This window comes from Bradyrhizobium sp. MV1.5, from assembly GCF_055807615.1.
This window is the reverse complement of sequence record NZ_JBVVPL010000021.1, coordinates 73,948-90,297: the sequence shown is the minus strand read 5'-3', so window position 1 is coordinate 90,297 and position 16,350 is coordinate 73,948. Positions and strand designations below refer to the sequence as shown.

13 protein-coding genes are annotated in these 16,350 nt (G+C 64.4%); 8 read left to right on the top strand and 5 right to left on the bottom strand.

The genetic code is table 11. The features are described 5' to 3' along the window. Positions 1–9: 9 nt before the first annotated feature. Entirely contained in the window at positions 10–1,944 is a 1,935-nt protein-coding gene (locus AC0L2J_RS20535) for an alkyl/aryl-sulfatase (RefSeq protein WP_473393612.1), read from the top strand. Positions 1,945–2,121: 177 nt separating this feature from the next. On the opposite strand, the gene AC0L2J_RS20530 is transcribed toward AC0L2J_RS20535, so the two are convergent. Further along, a complete protein-coding gene (locus AC0L2J_RS20530) occupies positions 2,122–3,192 on the bottom strand; it encodes a glycosyltransferase family 4 protein (protein WP_007607665.1) in 1,071 nt (356 codons plus the stop codon). A 276-nt stretch (positions 3,193–3,468) separates the two neighbouring features. Between AC0L2J_RS20530 and AC0L2J_RS20525 the strand changes: the two genes are divergently transcribed. Genes AC0L2J_RS20525 through AC0L2J_RS20510 form a run of 4 tightly spaced genes read left to right on the top strand, consistent with a single transcriptional unit; the run spans position 3,469 to position 9,371 of the window. Continuing rightward, positions 3,469–5,232 (top strand): ABC transporter ATP-binding protein, encoded by a 1,764-nt coding sequence (locus AC0L2J_RS20525; protein WP_473393608.1) that lies wholly within the window; start codon positions 3,469–3,471, stop codon positions 5,230–5,232. A 56-nt stretch (positions 5,233–5,288) separates the two neighbouring features. After that, complete coding sequence (locus tag AC0L2J_RS20520; protein ID WP_473393604.1) at positions 5,289–7,493, top strand: amylo-alpha-1,6-glucosidase; 2,205 nt, start codon at positions 5,289–5,291, stop codon at positions 7,491–7,493. Positions 7,494–7,515: 22 nt separating this feature from the next. Continuing rightward, positions 7,516–8,037, top strand: coding sequence for a PRC-barrel domain-containing protein (locus AC0L2J_RS20515; protein ID WP_063993265.1), 522 nt, complete (start codon positions 7,516–7,518; stop codon positions 8,035–8,037). Positions 8,038–8,060: 23 nt separating this feature from the next. Further along, a complete protein-coding gene (locus AC0L2J_RS20510; protein ID WP_473393602.1) occupies positions 8,061–9,371 on the top strand; it encodes an MFS transporter in 1,311 nt (436 codons plus the stop codon). A gap of 39 nt (positions 9,372–9,410) precedes the next feature. Here the strand turns inward: AC0L2J_RS20510 and AC0L2J_RS20505 are convergent, their stop codons facing one another. From AC0L2J_RS20505 to fixL, 4 genes are all read right to left on the bottom strand, one after another. After that, complete coding sequence (locus AC0L2J_RS20505) at positions 9,411–10,109, bottom strand: helix-turn-helix domain-containing protein (protein WP_063996604.1); 699 nt, start codon at positions 10,107–10,109, stop codon at positions 9,411–9,413. 103 nt (positions 10,110–10,212) lie between these two features. Then, positions 10,213–10,635 carry a response regulator gene (locus AC0L2J_RS20500; protein WP_063993263.1) on the bottom strand — a complete coding sequence of 141 codons (423 nt, stop codon included), beginning with the start codon at positions 10,633–10,635 and terminating at the stop codon, positions 10,213–10,215. A 59-nt stretch (positions 10,636–10,694) separates the two neighbouring features. Next, positions 10,695–11,312, bottom strand: a complete 618-nt coding sequence (gene fixJ, locus AC0L2J_RS20495; protein ID WP_007607675.1) for a response regulator FixJ — start codon at positions 11,310–11,312, stop codon at positions 10,695–10,697. A gap of 3 nt (positions 11,313–11,315) precedes the next feature. Further along, positions 11,316–12,833 (bottom strand): sensor protein FixL, encoded by a 1,518-nt coding sequence (gene fixL, locus AC0L2J_RS20490; protein ID WP_473393597.1) that lies wholly within the window; start codon positions 12,831–12,833, stop codon positions 11,316–11,318. A 206-nt stretch (positions 12,834–13,039) separates the two neighbouring features. Between fixL and AC0L2J_RS20485 the strand changes: the two genes are divergently transcribed. The 3 genes from AC0L2J_RS20485 to ccoN all read left to right on the top strand — a co-directional run bounded on the left by AC0L2J_RS20485 (position 13,040) and on the right by ccoN (position 16,340). Then, entirely contained in the window at positions 13,040–13,873 is an 834-nt protein-coding gene (locus AC0L2J_RS20485) for a universal stress protein (protein ID WP_007607677.1), read from the top strand. 38 nt (positions 13,874–13,911) lie between these two features. Beyond that, positions 13,912–14,337: a CBS domain-containing protein gene (locus AC0L2J_RS20480; RefSeq protein WP_007607679.1), complete on the top strand. Its 426-nt coding sequence runs from the start codon at positions 13,912–13,914 to the stop codon at positions 14,335–14,337. 353 nt (positions 14,338–14,690) lie between these two features. After that, positions 14,691–16,340, top strand: coding sequence for a cytochrome-c oxidase, cbb3-type subunit I (gene ccoN / locus AC0L2J_RS20475; protein ID WP_007607681.1), 1,650 nt, complete (start codon positions 14,691–14,693; stop codon positions 16,338–16,340). The last annotated feature ends 10 nt before the right edge of the window (positions 16,341–16,350 follow it).

The window sequence follows — 16,350 nt, the reverse complement described above, 5'->3', positions numbered from 1 at the left end:
GAGGGCCTTATGAGCAGCATTGAAGCCAGCGACGCGCCGAAGGGCGCAACGCCGTCCGTCGTCGCGCAGCAAACGGCGATGCTGAATGCGCTGCCGTTCTCCGACACGCGCGATTTCGACGACGCCGCGCGCGGCTTCCTCGGCACGATCGAAAACGCGGCGATCACCAATCCGCAAGGGCGGACGGTCTGGAGCCTCGAGCCTTACGGCTTTCTCGCCGCCGAGCAGGCGCCGGCCACGGTCAATCCGAGCCTGTGGCGGCAGTCGCGGCTCAACATGCAGCACGGCCTGTTCGAGGTCGTACCCGGAATCTACCAGGTGCGCGGGCTCGACATCGCCAACATGACGCTGATCGAAGGCGACAGTGGCGTCATCGTCGTCGACGCCCTGACCTCGATCGAGGGCGCGCGCGCCGCGCTTGATCTCTACTACAAGCACCGCGGCCAGCGGCCGGTCGCGGCCGTGATCTTCACTCATACCCACACCGACCATTGGGGCGGCGCGCGCGGCGTGCTGGAGGAGGATGCGCTCGCGAGCGGCCGCGTGCCGATCATCGCGCCGAACTTGTTCATGGAGCATGCCGTCTCCGAGAACATCATCGCGGGACCTGCGATGCTGCGCCGGGCGCAATACCAGTTCGGGCCGCTCCTCGCCAAGGGCGCGCGCGGGCAGGTCGATTGCGGGCTCGGCAAGTCGATGGCGGCAGGTTCAGTGGCACTGCTGCGGCCGACCGATTTGATCATGGCGACCGGCGACCGGCGCGTGATCGACGGCGTCGAGTTCGAGTTCCAGATGGCGCCGAACAGCGAAGCGCCGGCGGAGATGCATTTCTTCATCCCCCGCTACAAGCTGTTGAACCTCGCCGAAAATTGCACCCACAATTTCCACAATCTGCTGCCGTTCCGCGGCGCCGACGTGCGCGACGCGCTGGCCTGGTCGAAATATCTGGGCGAGGCCTTGCAGCTCTGGGACGGCAAGGCGGAGGCGATGTGCGGCCAGCATCACTGGCCGGTGTGGGGACGCGAACGCATCGGCACCATGATCCGGCAGCAGCGCGACCTCTACAAATTCGCGCATGACCAGACCATTCGCCTGATGAACCACGGCCTCACCGCGGCCGAGATCGCCGAAGCGATCCAGCTGCCCAAGAGCCTGGAGGGCGCCTGGCACGGCCGCGGCTATTACGGCCACATCCGGCACAATGTGAAGGCGATCTATCAAAAGTACCTGGGGTGGTACGACGCCAATCCGGTCAATCTCGACCCGCTGCCGCCGGTCGAGTCGGGCAAGAAGTATGTCGAGTACATGGGCGGCGCCGACGCCATCCTCGCGCGGGCACGTGTCGATTTCGACAAGGGCGAATTCCGCTTCGTGGCGCAGGCGCTCGGCCATCTCGTCTTTGCCGAGCCGGACAATCAGGCCGCGCGTGCGTTGCTGGCGGATACGCTGGAGCAGCTCGGCTACGCCGCAGAAAGCGCGACCTGGCGCAATGCCTATCTGTTCGGCGCGCAGGAATTGCGCCAGGGCATGCCGAAGGTGCCGGCACGCCCGCCGATGCCGCGCGAGACGCTGGCGGCGCTGCGCACCGCACAGCTCTGGGACGTGCTCGGCATCCGCCTCAACGGACCCAAGGCGGAAGGAAAGCACATCGTGCTGAACTGGGATTTTTCTGACACCGGTGAGAGCTTCGTGCTCAATCTGGAGAACTGCGCGCTGACCTACACAGAGGGCATGCAGGCGGACAATGCCGATGCCAGCTTCACGCTCGCGCGGTCGACGCTCGACGAGGTGATCGCCAAACTGACCAGCTTCCCGGAGGCGGTGGCCGCCGGCAAGGTCAAATTCGCCGGCAATCCGATGCGCCTCGCCGAGCTGATGGGCCTGATGGACGAATTCCCGCGCATGTTCGAGATCGTCGAGCCGAAGCGGGCCGTGGTGAGATAGGGCAGCGCATTCTTCCGTCATTGCGAGCGTAGCGAAGCAATCGAGAGTCTTTCCGGAGAGGCAGTCTGGATTGCTTCGCTACGCTCGCAATGACGTGTTGATGGAGCATGGCGCAAATGTCGATGGCCGGGACATGCCCGGCCATGACGGTCGCGATGGGATGGCCGCCCGCTACTGCTACTCCGCGCTGCTCACCAGCTTGATCCGCGGCGCCTGTTCCTCGCCGAGGCTGCGATAGGCCGCGAGATAATCCAGCGCCATCCGCCGCGCCGTGAAGCGCGTCTCGAACTGCTTGCGGATAACGGAGCGGTCGAGTTGCTGCAGGCGGCCGACGACGCCGGCTGCGCTGAGGACGTCCTCGACGACGAAGCCGGTGAGGCCCTCGTCGATGATCTCCGGCACTGAGCCGCGGTTGAAGGCGATGACCGGCGTCCCGCAAGCCATGGCTTCGATCATCACCAGGCCAAACGGCTCCGGCCAGTCGATCGGCAGCAACAAGCCAAGCGCGCCGCTCAAAAAGTCCGCCTTCTCGTGATCGCTGATCTCGCCGATGAATTCCACAAGCGGATTGTTCTCGATCATCGGCCGGATCAGCTCGTCATAGTAATCCTGGTCGGCACGATCGACCTTGGCGGCGATCTTGAGCGGAATGCCGCAATGCGTCGCGATCTTGATGGCGCGGTCGACGCCCTTTTCCGGCGCGATGCGGCCGAGCACGGCGAGGTATTCCTGTTTCGCCGGCTTCGGCGTCAGCAGGTTCTCCGGCAGGCCGTGGTGGATCGTCCTCACCCAGTTCGCCTGCGGCACCGGCCGGCGCTGCGCGTTCGAGATCGAGATGACGGGGACCTTCGAGAAGGTGTTGAAGACCGGTTGATGCTCCGGCAGGTCGAGCCGGCCGTGCAGCGTGGTCAGGAACGGCGTCGGCTGCCGGTAGAACAGCGACCACGGATAATAATCGAGATGGAAGTGGAGGAAGTCGAACTCCTCGTCGTCACATTTCTGCCGCACCCGCTCCAGCATCACCATGTGCAGAGCATTGGGATCGCGCACGGAACCGTCGAGGCGGAGCGCCCGCGGCCACAGCGCATCCAGCTTTGCCGAGGTTTGCGAGTCGCCGCTGGCGAACAGCGTCACATCGTGTCCAAGGGCCACCAGCTCTTCCGTCAACCAATGCACCACCCGCTCGGTGCCGCCATACAGCTTCGGTGGAACAGCCTCCGTCAACGGAGCTACCTGCGCGATGCGCATCTCACCATCTCCTCTGTGCGATCATGATTGTAGAAGCCCCCGCCTGTTCAGCACCGGCACGCCAATCAAGGGAACGTTCCCGCACTTGCGAAGTTCCTTCTTCAGAACGTTACTTATTCGACACGTCGGATGCTCGTCGCGATGCTGCCATCACATCTTCGCAGAACGCCCGCATCCGCATGTGGTGATGAGTGTGCTCGGGAACCGAGGCGAAGTAGTCGATGTTCAGTCGGCTAACAGAAAAATTGAAAACATCACGACGGGGTCAATAGTCACATGGATCATCTTTCTGGGTATGCGCACCGGCCGTTTGCTTTTGTTTTGCGCTATCTTCGGCGTCGCCTTGCGTCGCATCTCGTGATCCTGACCGCGGTCGTGGCGGCCGTTGCCTGCTCCGTAAGCACGCAGTATGGCGTCAAATCCCTCGTCGACAGCTTGTCGGCCGGCGCTTCGCGTGGTGGGAACGTATGGCTGGCATTCACTTTCCTCATGACGCTGATCGCCGCCGACAATTTCCTTTGGCGGATCGCGAGCTGGACGGCCAGCTTCACCTTCGTCCGTGTCACGGGTGATTTACGCCGTGACATATTTCGTCATCTGACCGGCCACGCGCCGAGCTACTTCTCCGACCGGATGCCCGGCATGCTGACGAGCCGCATCACGGCGACGTCCAACGCGGTGTTCACGGTCGAAAACATGTTCGTCTGGAATGTGTTGCCGCCGTGCATCGCAACGGTTGCGGCCATCGCGCTGATTGGAACCGTCAGCCCTTACATGGCACTCGGCCTGATGGTGATTGCCGGCGGCATGGTGCTTGCGATGTTCCGCCTGGCTGCCGCGGGAAAGCCGCTGCACGACGATTTCGCCGACAAGGCCGCCGTCGTCGACGGCGAGATGATCGACGTCATCAGCAACATGCCGCTGGTGCGCGCGTTCTGCGGCATCGGGCACGAGCATGAGCGGTTCGACGCGACCGTGAACCGGGAGCTCACCGCGCGCGGCCGCAGCCTGCGGTATCTCGAGAAGCTGCGGCTTATCCATGCCGGCGTCACTGTCGTGCTCACGATCGCCCTGATGGCTTGGGCGATCATGCTCTGGCAGGATGGCCGGGCGACCACGGGCGACGTCGTGCTGGTCTGCACCCTCGGTCTTTCTATTCTGAACGCCACGCGCGATCTCGCGGTGGCGCTGGTCGACGTCACCCAGCACGTTGCCCGACTGACCGAGGCAATCGCCACGCTGCTGGTGCCGCATGAATTGCGCGACCACCCCGAGGCCGAGCCGCTGGTGAAGAGCGGCGCCGCGATCGCGTTCAACAATGTCACCTTCGGCTATCCCGGCGGCGAAAAGATCTTCGAGCGCTTCAGCCTGCGCCTGCAACCCGGCCAGCGCGTCGGCCTGGTCGGCCAGTCCGGCGGCGGCAAGTCGACGCTGTTCACGCTGCTGCAGCGCTTCTACGATACCGACGAGGGCAGCATCACCATCGACGGCCAGGACATTTCCAAGGTGACGCAGCAGAGCCTGCGCGAGGCGATCTCCGTCGTGCCGCAGGACATCTCGCTGTTCCACCGCTCAATTCGCGAGAACATCCGCTATGGTCGCCCGAACGCGACCGACGACGAGGTGCTGCGTGCCGCGATTTCGGCACGCGGCGATTTCGTCGAAAGCCTGCCTGGCGGTCTCGACACCATGGTCGGCGACCGCGGCGTCAAGATGTCCGGCGGCCAGCGCCAGCGCATCGCGATTGCGCGCGCCTTCCTGAAGGACGCGCCGATCCTGCTGCTGGACGAGGCGACCGCCGCGCTCGACAGCGAATCCGAGGAGGCGATCCGCGAGGCGTTGTCGCGGCTGATGCGCGGCCGCACGGTCATCGCGATCGCGCATCGCCTCGCGACCCTGCGCAATTTCGATCGCGTGGTCGTGTTGAGGGGTGGTAAGATCATCGAGGACGGGTCGCCCGAGCGTCTGATGCAGGGCCACGGGCCCTATCGTGAGCTGGTCACGCAGGAAATGAGCCGGCTCGCCCAAGCCGCCGCGTAAACCAACAGTCGCGTTCGAGTCGGTTGCGTGTCGAAACAAGCGCAGGGGAGCTGCTGATGTCGGCTGAAGCCGTTACCCAATTCGTCTCCGTGACGCGGACCGTGGACCAGGTCGCGGAGCAGCCTTTCTATATCCCGATGACGGGACCGTCGGCGCGGCCGCGGCGTTCACTCAAGCACGACGACACCTTTATCGTGCTCGACAGCCATGGCGACATCGGCGCTTCGGCCGGCGGTCCCGATGGCCTGTTTCATCACGACACGCGCTACCTTGCGAGGCTCGAGCTCGTGCTCGACGATCTCCAGCCGTTGCTGCTGGGCTCGAACCTGCGCGACGACAATTCAGCCCTGACCGTCGATCTTACCAATCCGGATATCTACCGGCAGGGCAGCCTCGTGCTGCAAAAGGACCTGCTGCACATCGTACGCACGATCTTCCTGTGGCGCGGCACCGCCTATCAGCGCATCGGCGTGCAGAACCACGGCGACCGCCCGGCCGCTTTCGCGCTGACGCTGCTGTTCGACAACGATTTCGCCGATCTGTTCGAAGTCCGCGGCGAGCGGCGCCCGCGCCGTGGCATCGGCTCAAGCCGGCTATTGGGACCGACCGACGTACTGTTCGACTACCGCGGTCTTGATGACGCCGAGCGCACCACGGGCCTGCATTTCGATCCGCGCCCGACGAAATTGTCGGTGAACGCCGCGACCTGGCAGCTCGAACTCGACCCTCATGAGTCGAAATCCCTGTTCGTGGCCGTATCCTGCAATCGGCCGGTCGCGGAGAAGCCGGCGCGCTTTTTCAGAAGCCTGCTCGCCCACCGCCGCGAGATGCGCCGATCGACGATGGGCGCCGCCAGCATCGAGACCTCCAACAACATCTTCAACGAGGTGCTGTGCCAAGCCATGGCCGACCTCAACATGCTGATGACGGAGACGCCGCAGGGCCGCTATCCCTATGCGGGGATTCCCTGGTACTCGACGACGTTCGGCCGCGACGGGCTGATCACCGCGCTACAGATGCTGTGGGTCGATCCGCGAATCGCCAAGGGCGTGCTGCGGCGGCTCGCTCATTTCCAGGCCAAAGCGGTCGATCCGCTCGCCGATGCCGCGCCGGGCAAGATCCTGCATGAGATGCGCGGGGGCGAGATGGCGGCGCTGCGCGAGGTGCCGTTCGCGCAATATTACGGCAGCGTCGATTCCACGGCCTTGTTCGTCCTGCTGGCAGGAAGCTATTTCGAGCGCACCGGCGACGAGAAGACATTGACCGAGCTGTGGCCGGCCATCGAGGCGGGGCTGGCCTGGATCGACGGTCCGGGGGACCCCGACAAGGACGGCTTCGTCGAATATCAGCGCGCCACGGAAAAGGGCCTCGCCAACCAGGGCTGGAAGGATTCCTACGACGCGATCTTCCATGCCGATGGCCAGCTTGCGGAAGGCAATCTCGCGCTTGCCGAAGTGCAAGGTTACGTCTTCGCCGCCAAGCGGCGCGCCGCGCGTTGCGCGCTCCGGCTCGGCAAGCCCGATCTCGCCAAGAAGCTCGAGGTCGAGGCCAAGACGCTGGCCAAGCGTTTCGAGGCCGCGTTCTGGTGCGAGGAACTCGGCACCTATGCGCTTGCGCTCGACGGCAAGAAGCGGCCTTGCAAGGTGCGGACCTCGAACGCCGGCCAGATCCTGTTCAGCGGCATGATCCGCGAGGACCGCGCGCGCCTCGTTGCCGCCGATTTGATGCGGCCGCATTTCTTTTCGGGCTGGGGCATCCGCACCGTCGCTGTCGGCGAGGTGCGTTACAATCCGATGTCCTATCATGACGGGTCGATCTGGCCGCACGACAATGCGCTGATCGCGCTCGGGCTCGCGCGCTACGGGCTCAAGCATTCGGTCGCGCATGTCTTCAAGGGACTGTTCGACGCCGCGACCTACATGGATCTGCGCCGCTTGCCCGAATTGTTCTGCGGCTTCCGGCGCGAAAAGCGGCGGGGCCCGACGCTCTATCCGGTCGCCTGCGCGCCGCAGGCATGGGCCAGCGCAACGGCGTTCACGCTATTGGAGGCGGCGCTGGGCATCGAGTTCGACGTGGCGCGCGGCGAGATCCGGCTGCGCAATCCGCATCTGCCGGCGTTTCTGCACGAGGTGATCTTGCGCGATCTGCGTCTGGGCGAGTCCAGCGTGGACCTGCGCGTCAGCCGCCATGGCGACGACGTGGCGCTGGAGGTGTTGCGCACGCGTGGCCAGATCCAGGTCTCGATCGTGCTGGCGCGCTAGCGGCGCGCCGGAAGGAGGGTGCATGCGTACCGCCGGATGGTTGGCCCTGGGCGTCGTGATCGTCTGCGGAATGACGCTCGCCGTGTCACGCGCCGCGGAGGAGTCGCCCGCACCCTCGACCGAAGCGAATGCACCGCCGACGGCGCAGCCGCCGGCGTCGGCGGTCCCCGTCACGCCAAAGAATGCCGCGCCACCGCCGTCGGTGACGATCATTGGCGCGAGCGATGCGCACGGTGTGCTTGGCCGTGACGTGCTCAGCGCGGCGAACGAGGACATGGGCCGCATCGTCGACGTCATCGTCGACCGGAGCGGGCACGTGCGCGCCGCCGTGATCGATTTCGGCGGCTTCCTCGGCGTCGGCAGCCGCAAGATCGTGGTGGACTGGAACGCGATGCGGTTCGGCAAGATCGTCAACAAGAAGGACAGCATCACGCTGGAATTGACCAAGGCACAGGTCGCAGCCGCGCCGGAATACAAGGAGGACACGCCGATGGTGGTGCTCGGCGCGTCCGGCAGCCTGCAGCCGCTGCAAGCTGTTCAGTGAGGCGCGGGGAGGGATGGCCGCCGGTGCTGTTGTCGAGGAAGCCGAATCATGCGGATCGCGAGGGCCGCGTTGAGCAGGACAACGTTTCGCTGTCGCCTGCCGCCATTCCGGCGCCGTCGCGCCAGAGCCTGCGCGGCCTCGACTGGTTCATCTTCTTCCTCGCCGACGTGCAGACCGGATTCGGGCCGTTTATCGCCGTCTATCTGACGACCCAGAAATGGACCCAGGTCGAGATCGGCCTCGTGCTGTCGATCGGCGGCATCGTTGCGCTGATCGGCCAGATGCCGGGCGGCGCCATTATCGATGCTGCGAAATCCGAGCGACTGGTCGCAGGTCTCGCGATCGCCACCATCGGCTGCTGCGCGCTCGCCTATGCGGCGATGCCGATCTTCCCCGTGGTGGTGGCTGCGGCCACCTTGCACGCGGCAGCGAGCTGCGTGCTCGGACCGGCGATCGCGGCGATCAGCCTCGGTCTGGTCGGCCCGCTCGCGATCGGCGAGCGTCTCGGCCGCAACGCGCGCTTTGCTTCGCTTGGCAACGGCGTTGCGGCCGCGGTGATGGGAACGGCCGGCTATCTGCTGTCGAGCCGCTCGGTATTCCTGGTCACCTTCCTGCTCGCAATCCCCACCTTGATCGCGCTCTCTCGCATCCGCGAGCATGAGGTCGACATCGCGCGCTGTCACGGCGAGATGCCGCGCGAGGCGGAGGATCGCGGCGACACCAATATATGGCATCTGATCCGGCAGCGCCCGCTCATCGTCTTTGCGCTCAGCGTGCTCCTGTTGCAGCTCGCGAACGCCTCGATGATGCCGCTGATGGCAAGCGCGGTGACGGCGCGATCGAGCGAGTGGGCGACGGTGCTCGTCGCTTTTTGCATCGTCGTGCCGCAGGCGATCGTGGCGCTGCTGTCGCCGAGCGTAGGGCGCAAGGCGCAAGCGTGGGGCCGCAGGCCGCTGCTGCTGATCGGATTCGCGGCGCTGACGATTCGCGGTCTGCTGTTCGCGACCGTGCGCGATCCGTATCTGCTGGTGCTGGTGCAGGTGTTCGACGGCCTCACCGCGGCGGTGTTCGCGGTGATGATCCCGTTGATCGTGGCCGACGTCGCCTTCGGGAGCGGCCATTTCAACCTCGCGCAGGGCATCGTCGGCACCGCAATGGGCATCGGCGCGTCGATGAGCACCGCGCTTGGCGGCTATGTCAGCGATAAATTCGGAAATGCCATGGCGTTCACCGGACTGTCCGGCGTCGCGGCGACGGGACTTCTGCTTATTCTGCTTGTGATGCCGGAGACGCGGCGCAAGGGCATGGTCGCAGCAAAAGAAATGACCGGCTGAACCAATTCAGCCGGCCATGAGCGGGTGGGAGAGGGGAGATCAGGCGTCGAGATTGTGCAGGCGTGCGCGGTTGCGCAGCACGATCTGGCGGGCGCCCGAGAAGCCGAGAATGCCCTGGGCGTGAAGCTGCGACAGCGCGCGCGAGACGGTCTCGAGCGTGAGACCGAGATAGTCGCCGATGTCGCGGCGGCACATCGGCAGCGCCATCATGCCGGCAACCGCGAGGCGACGGTCCATTTCGAGCAGGAAGGTGGCGACGCGCTCCATCGCGGTCTTGCGGCCCAGCAGCAGCATGTGGTCTTCGGCGTGGCGAAGTTCACCGGCGGTCATCGCCCAGAGCTTGCGGGCGACCTGGACGTCGGTGGCTGCGGCCTTCTCGAGGCTCGCGCGCTTCACGAGGCGCACCGTTGTGTCGATGATAGCTTCAGCGGCAAGGCGGTGCGTGGTGCCGGATTCGAGGCCGAACACATCGCCGGGAAGGTGGAAGGAGCCGATCTGGCGGCGGCCGTCGGAGAGAAGCTTGTAGCTGCGCACGGCGCCGGTGACGACCTGATAGACATACTCAGCCGGCTCGTCCTCACCATAGATCTCCTCTTCCTTGCGGTAGGAGAACTCGGTGGCCACGAGGCCTACATGGCCGGCGATCGCGCCGAACTGATCGGAGACGGGATGGGCGGGTGCGATCTTGCCACCGATCGGGGTGTTGATCGCCGGGGTGTTGAAGGTCTGGGTCAGCATCTGCGCCATCTCCGTTGTGATGACGCCTTGGTACGCGGTATCGGGTGCCTCGAAAATTTCGCGAGATATCTTAAGGGTGTTGCCTTACGTAGAATCCCGTAGGTCAGCTATGGACCCGGTTCTGGATGGCGTGGCGAATGCGTTTGACCAGGTTTTCGTCCAGAAGCGGCTTCAGAATCACTTCATTCACGCCCGCGGCCGCCGCCCGGGCCGAGATATTCGAGTCGGGATAGCCGGTGATCAGGATCACCGGGGTATCGCCCTCGGACTGGCGCAGTCGCCCGGCCAGCTCGATGCCGTTGATGTCGGGCATTTTGTAGTCGATCACGTAACAGTCTGCACCGGACGGGCTCGCCGCATTGAGCAGCGCCGTGGCGTTCCTGAAGGTCCGCACGGCAAAACCGTCGGTTTCCAACAAGAACTTCAGCGAGCCGAGCACAGCGGCGTCATCGTCGACCACATAGACGGTTGGCTTTGCGGGTGATGACATCTGGAGCCGCTCGGGATGGGAGCTGATCGCAATCATTCCGATCTGGTAGCACAGGGCGAGCGGAGGGTTTTGACTTGCCTCAACTCCTGTTGACTTCAATCGTTGAGCATTCCGGCGCGCATCGCTAGCCGGACCAGCTCGGACAGGCTGTTGGCCTGCATCTTGGTCATCACATTGGCCCGGTAGACTTCGATGGTCCGCGGGCTGATGTCGTACTCGCGGGCGATCAGCTTGTTGGAGAGGCCCGCGATCAGCCCCTCCATGACCTGGCGTTCCCTGGGGCTCAGGGAAGCGACGCGAGCGGCGACGTCCTGGGCGATGGCCTCGTTCTTGGCCGCTGGCTCGCCCTCGCGGATCGCGGATTCGATCATGGCGACGAGGCGGTCATCTTCGAACGGCTTTTCCAGGAAATCCATGGCACCGAGCTTCATCGCCTCGACCGCGAGCGGCACGTCGCCATGGCCGGTCATGATCAGGATCGGAAACCGGCTGCGCTGGGCCTTCAGGCGCTTGAGAAGCTCGATCCCATCGATGCCGGGCATCCGCACGTCGGAGACGACGCAACCGAAGGCGAGGCCGGGCAGGGCGTCGAGAAAACTCTGCGCGTTGTCGAACAATGTGACGCCGAAGCCAGCTGAATCCAGCAGGAAATTCAGCGAATCCCGCATCGCCTCGTCGTCGTCAATGACGTAGATGATTCCCTTGGTCGTCATGGATCAGTTCTCGTCGGCTGCCGGCAACGTGAAGCGGAATGTCGCCCCACCCGATACGTTGCTCTCGGCCCACATCCGGCCGCCGTGAGCCTCGATGATCGAGCGGCTGATGGACAGTCCCACGCCCATGCCGGTGTCTTTGGTGGTGAAAAAAGTCTGAAACAGGTTTGGCATGACGTCGTCCTGGAAGCCGGAGCCGGAATCGGAGACCTCGATCTCGATCATGTCGTCGGCGACGCGAGAGTTGGTGACGACGAGCTCGCGCCGCGGCGACTGCGCCATCGCTTCCAGCGCATTGCGGAACAGGTTGACCAGCACCTGCTGGATTTGCACCCGGTCGGCGAGCACGAGATCGGCGTTGGGATTGAGGCTGAAACGGAGCTGTACGTTCTGCTCGCGCGCGCCGGCGAGCCCGAGCGCGCCGGCCTCCTCGATCAGCTTGGACAGGCTCTCGACCCTTTTCTCGGATTCGCCGCGGGAGACGAAGTCGCGCAAGCGGCGGATGATCTGGCCGGCGCGCAGCGCCTGCTCGGCGGCGCGGTCCAGCGCGCTCTCGATCTTCGGTGTATTCGGATCCTGGCTTCCGGCGAGCAGCCGCCGCGACCCCTTCATGTAGTTGCTGATCGCTGCCAGCGGCTGGTTGAGCTCGTGGGCGAGCGCGGACGCCATTTCGCCCATCGCGCTCAACCGCGAGACGTGGACGAGCTCGGACTGCAGTTCCTGGAGCCGCGCCTGGGTTTGCTGATGCTCGGTGAGATCGCGGACGAAACCGGTGAAATAGGGCTCGCCGCCCGACTGCATCTCGCCGATCGACAGGTGCATCGGGAAGGTCGTGCCGTCGCGCCGCTTGCCGGTCACGATGCGGCCGATGCCGATGATGTGCGGGTCGCCCGTTGTCCGGTAGCGCGCGATGTAGCCGTCGTGACGCGAGTTGTCGGGCTCCGGCATCAGGATGCGCACGTTCTGGCCGATCACCTCCGGCTCGGCCCAGCCGAACAGGCGCTCGGCCGCCGAGCTGAACAGCTGGATGATGCCGTGGCCGTCGATGACGATCATGGCGTCGGGAATCGTCTGCAGGATCGAGCGGAGGTGGTTCTCGCGGGTGCGAAGGGCCTCCTCGACCTGCTTCTCCTCATCAATGTCAAGAAAGATGCCGCTGAGATGCCGGGCGGCGCCGGCCTCGTCCCGAATCAGCCCCGCGCGTGCGCGGATCCACTGCCCTTTGCCCGACGCCCCCGTGACCTTGAACGACACGTCGAAGCTGCCGCCCCGTTCGGAGACGCGCCGGATCGCGATCTCGATCCGCTCGCGGTCGTTGGGCTCCAGCCGGGACAGGAACAGCGCGTAACTCACCGATTGGCCAGATTCGATTCCGAACAGGATTCTGGCCGTCTCCGACCACTCCAATTCGAGTGTCTTGAGATCGAGATCCCAGGTGCCGACGCCAAATCCTTCGATTCGGACGCGGAAATGCTCGCCCAGACTGTCATCTCCCGGATGAATTACACGGGTTGGCGCCAAGCGATCACTCCCATGCTCATGCGGGGGGCCGCATACTGTTACCGCTGAGGCAATGTCGCCCAAGGACGGGCTGGAGGCAAGTTCCGATATCTTAGACCATCGGCAGATTCCCCGTGGCGTGGTGCTCCGTGGGCTTGATCTATCTCATCCTGCCAGCCGGCGGCGGGCCTACGATCGGATCAAAGCTCATTGCCCCGGAGACTCCGATGACATACGCGACCGTAATGGTCAGCCTGGCGCTCGATCAGTCCAACGACGCGCGGCTTCAGGTCGCGGGCGAGCTTGCCGAACGATTTGAGGCGTCGATCATCGGCGTTGCTGCGGCGCAGTTCGCCCCGCCGCTCTATTTCAGCGACGGCACCGTAGCGCAGGGACTGATCGATGAGGGAGAGGCCTCCGTCAGGCGACGCCTGGGCGAACTCGAGGCGCAATTCCGCGCCGCAATCAGGAATCGCGGCGGACACGTGGAATGGCGCAGCGCCATGGATTTCCCGGCGCGCTTTACGTTCACCCAGGCGCGTTGCGCCGACATCATCGTCACCGGCGGGCAGAGCCCGGCCTTCTCCGACGCCTTCGCGCTCGCGAGCCCCAAGGATCTGGTGATGCAAGCCGGCCGGCCAATCCTGGTCGTGCCCGACGGCGTCAACTGGCTCGACCTGCGCAGCATCCTGGTGGCGTGGAAGGATACGCCGGAAGCGCGGCGGGCGCTCGCCGATGCGCTGCCGATCCTGCGCAAGGCCAGGGATGTCACTGTCCTCGCAATTCCTGAAGGCGACGACGACCGCCCTGCCGTGGTCGCCGGCGCGACCGACGTGACGGCGTGGCTTGCCCGCCACGGCGTGACTGCGACGGCGCGCGTTTCCGAAGCGGCCCGGAACGAAACCGTCGCCGGGCAACTGGAGAAAGTTGCGGGCGATGTCGGCGCCAGCCTGGTCGTCGCCGGCGCCTACGGTCATTCGCGCTTCCGCGAACTGATCCTCGGCGGCGTCACCCAGTATCTGGTCACTCAATCTGCCCGCTGCGTGCTGCTGTCGCACTGACGCGGGAGCGATGCAAGACGAATCAAAGAGGACGCGCCGTGTACAGATTCCTTGAACAGACCGTCGACGGCTACATGACGCACGACGTCAGGACGGTGAGGCGCGACCTCGACCTGCTCGCGCTCAGCGAGATGTTCGAACGCGACGATTTCAATTCCTATCCCGTCGAGGACGACGGACAGGTCGTCGGCATCGTCACCAAATTCGACATCCTGAAGTGCTTCGCCTTCACGCCGAGCCAGATGCTGCCGCGCTATCACGACCTGATGAGCCGTAAGATCGGCGACGTCATGACGCCCGACTTTATCTATGTCAGCCCCGACACCCGGCTGACGCGCGTGCTCCAGATCATGGTCGAGCACCGCATCAGGAGCATCATCGTGCTCAATGGCGCGCAGAAGCTGGTCGGAATCGTCGCTCGCGAGGACGTCATTACGGCGCTCAAGGCGACGGCACGGGAGTGACAAGGCGGCTGCGTGATTTTACGGAAGATTCTTTTTCTTCCCTTCTCCCCCTGTGGGAGAAGGTGGCATAGGCGGCCTTCGGCCGCCGTTCTTAAGAAGGCCGGAGCGAAGCTGCGGCTATGGCGCCGGATGAGGGGTTTTTCTCCCCCGAAAGACTCTTCGTGCGGGACCAACCCCTCACCCAAGTGAGTGTGCGGGACGGTCCTCGCTGCCCTCTCCCGCAAGGGGAGAGGGCACTGCAACTGGCGCCGCATCGCCCACATTAACAGAAATCCATCTCCCTTGATTTCAATCAATTCCCCGCGAGGGTGAATGTGGTTTCTGGCCCCTGTGTTCTTTCAGAGAGAATCCGCATGAGCCAGCCCTCCATCTCCAAGTCCATGACGTCAGGTGAAAGCGGCCTGGCTGTCGTGTTCGCGGTCACCGCCTTCCTCTGCGTGATTGCCTCGGCCAAGGCGCTCGATGCGCCCTTCGCCTTCCATGCCGCGCTGAGCGCGGCGGCGAGCCTGGCCGCGGTCTTCTGCATCATCAACCGCTACCTCGACCGGCCGGCGGCGCTGCCGCCTGCGGAGATCAATGGGCGCCCCAATTACAACATGGGGCCGATCAAGTTCTCCTCGGTCATGGCGATGTTCTGGGGCATTGCCGGCTTTCTCGTCGGCCTCATCATCGCCTCGCAACTGGCGTGGCCGGCGCTGAACTTCGATCTGCCCTGGACCAGCTTCGGCCGCCTGCGTCCGCTGCACACGTCCGCGGTGATCTTCGCTTTCGGCGGCAACGTCCTGATCGCGACCTCCTTCTACGTCGTCCAGAAGAGCTGCCGCGTTCGCCTTGCAGGCGATCTCGCGCCCTGGTTCGTCGTCGTAGGCTACAACTTCTTCATCCTGATCGCCGGCACCGGCTATCTGCTCGGCGTCACTCAGTCGAAGGAATATGCCGAGCCGGAATGGTACGCCGATCTGTGGCTCACCATCGTCTGGGTCACCTATCTGCTGGTCTTCCTTGCCACGATCATCAAGCGCAAGGAGCCGCACATCTTCGTCGCGAACTGGTTCTATCTCGCTTTCATCGTGACGATTGCGGTCTTGCATCTCGGCAACAACCCGGCGCTGCCGGTCTCGGTGTTCGGCTCGAAATCCTACATCGCCTGGGGCGGCATCCAGGACGCCATGTTCCAGTGGTGGTACGGCCACAACGCGGTTGGCTTCTTCCTGACCGCCGGCTTCCTCGCCATCATGTACTACTTCATCCCGAAGCGCGCCGAGCGGCCGATCTACTCCTACCGCCTCTCGATCATCCACTTCTGGGCGCTGATCTTCCTCTACATCTGGGCCGGCCCGCACCATCTGCACTACACAGCGCTGCCGGACTGGACCCAGACGCTCGGCATGACCTTCTCCATCATGCTGTGGATGCCGTCCTGGGGCGGCATGATCAACGGCCTGATGACGCTGTCGGGCGCCTGGGACAAGCTGCGCACCGATCCCGTGCTGCGCATGCTCGTGGTCTCCGTCGCCTTCTACGGCATGTCGACCTTCGAAGGCCCGATGATGTCGATCAAGGTGGTCAATTCGCTCAGCCACTACACCGACTGGACCATCGGCCACGTGCACTCCGGCGCGCTCGGCTGGGTGGGCTTCGTCTCCTTTGGCGCGCTCTACTGCCTGGTGCCCTGGATCTGGAATCGGAAGGGCCTCTACAGCCTCAAGCTCGTCAACTGGCACTTCTGGATCGCGACGCTCGGCATCGTCCTCTACATCTCGGCGATGTGGGTGTCCGGCATTCTCCAGGGCCTGATGTGGCGCGCCTACACCTCGCTCGGCTTCCTCGAATATTCCTTCATCGAGACCGTCGAGGCGATGCATCCCTTCTACATCATCCGCGCAGCCGGCGGCGGGCTGTTCCTGATCGGCGCGCTGATCATGGCCTATAATCTCTGGATGACGGTTCGCGTCGGCGAACAGGAAGTCCAGATGCCCGTCGCTCTCCAGCCGGCGGAATGAGGAGTTTTCC

What these genes read in the sequence shown, in the direction of transcription:
- AC0L2J_RS20535 (WP_473393612.1), top strand. Translation starts at nt 10, where the DNA reads ATGAGCAGCATTGAAGCCAGCGACGCGCCGAAGGGCGCAACGCCGTCC.
- AC0L2J_RS20530 (WP_007607665.1), bottom strand. Translation starts at nt 3,192, where the DNA reads ATGCGCATCGCGCAGGTAGCTCCGTTGACGGAGGCTGTTCCACCGAAG.
- AC0L2J_RS20525 (WP_473393608.1), top strand. Translation starts at nt 3,469, where the DNA reads ATGGATCATCTTTCTGGGTATGCGCACCGGCCGTTTGCTTTTGTTTTG.
- AC0L2J_RS20520 (WP_473393604.1), top strand. Translation starts at nt 5,289, where the DNA reads ATGTCGGCTGAAGCCGTTACCCAATTCGTCTCCGTGACGCGGACCGTG.
- AC0L2J_RS20515 (WP_063993265.1), top strand. Translation starts at nt 7,516, where the DNA reads ATGCGTACCGCCGGATGGTTGGCCCTGGGCGTCGTGATCGTCTGCGGA.
- AC0L2J_RS20505 (WP_063996604.1), bottom strand. Translation starts at nt 10,109, where the DNA reads ATGCTGACCCAGACCTTCAACACCCCGGCGATCAACACCCCGATCGGT.
- AC0L2J_RS20500 (WP_063993263.1), bottom strand. Translation starts at nt 10,635, where the DNA reads ATGATTGCGATCAGCTCCCATCCCGAGCGGCTCCAGATGTCATCACCC.
- fixJ (WP_007607675.1), bottom strand. Translation starts at nt 11,312, where the DNA reads ATGACGACCAAGGGAATCATCTACGTCATTGACGACGACGAGGCGATG.
- AC0L2J_RS20485 (WP_007607677.1), top strand. Translation starts at nt 13,040, where the DNA reads ATGACATACGCGACCGTAATGGTCAGCCTGGCGCTCGATCAGTCCAAC.
- ccoN (WP_007607681.1), top strand. Translation starts at nt 14,691, where the DNA reads ATGAGCCAGCCCTCCATCTCCAAGTCCATGACGTCAGGTGAAAGCGGC.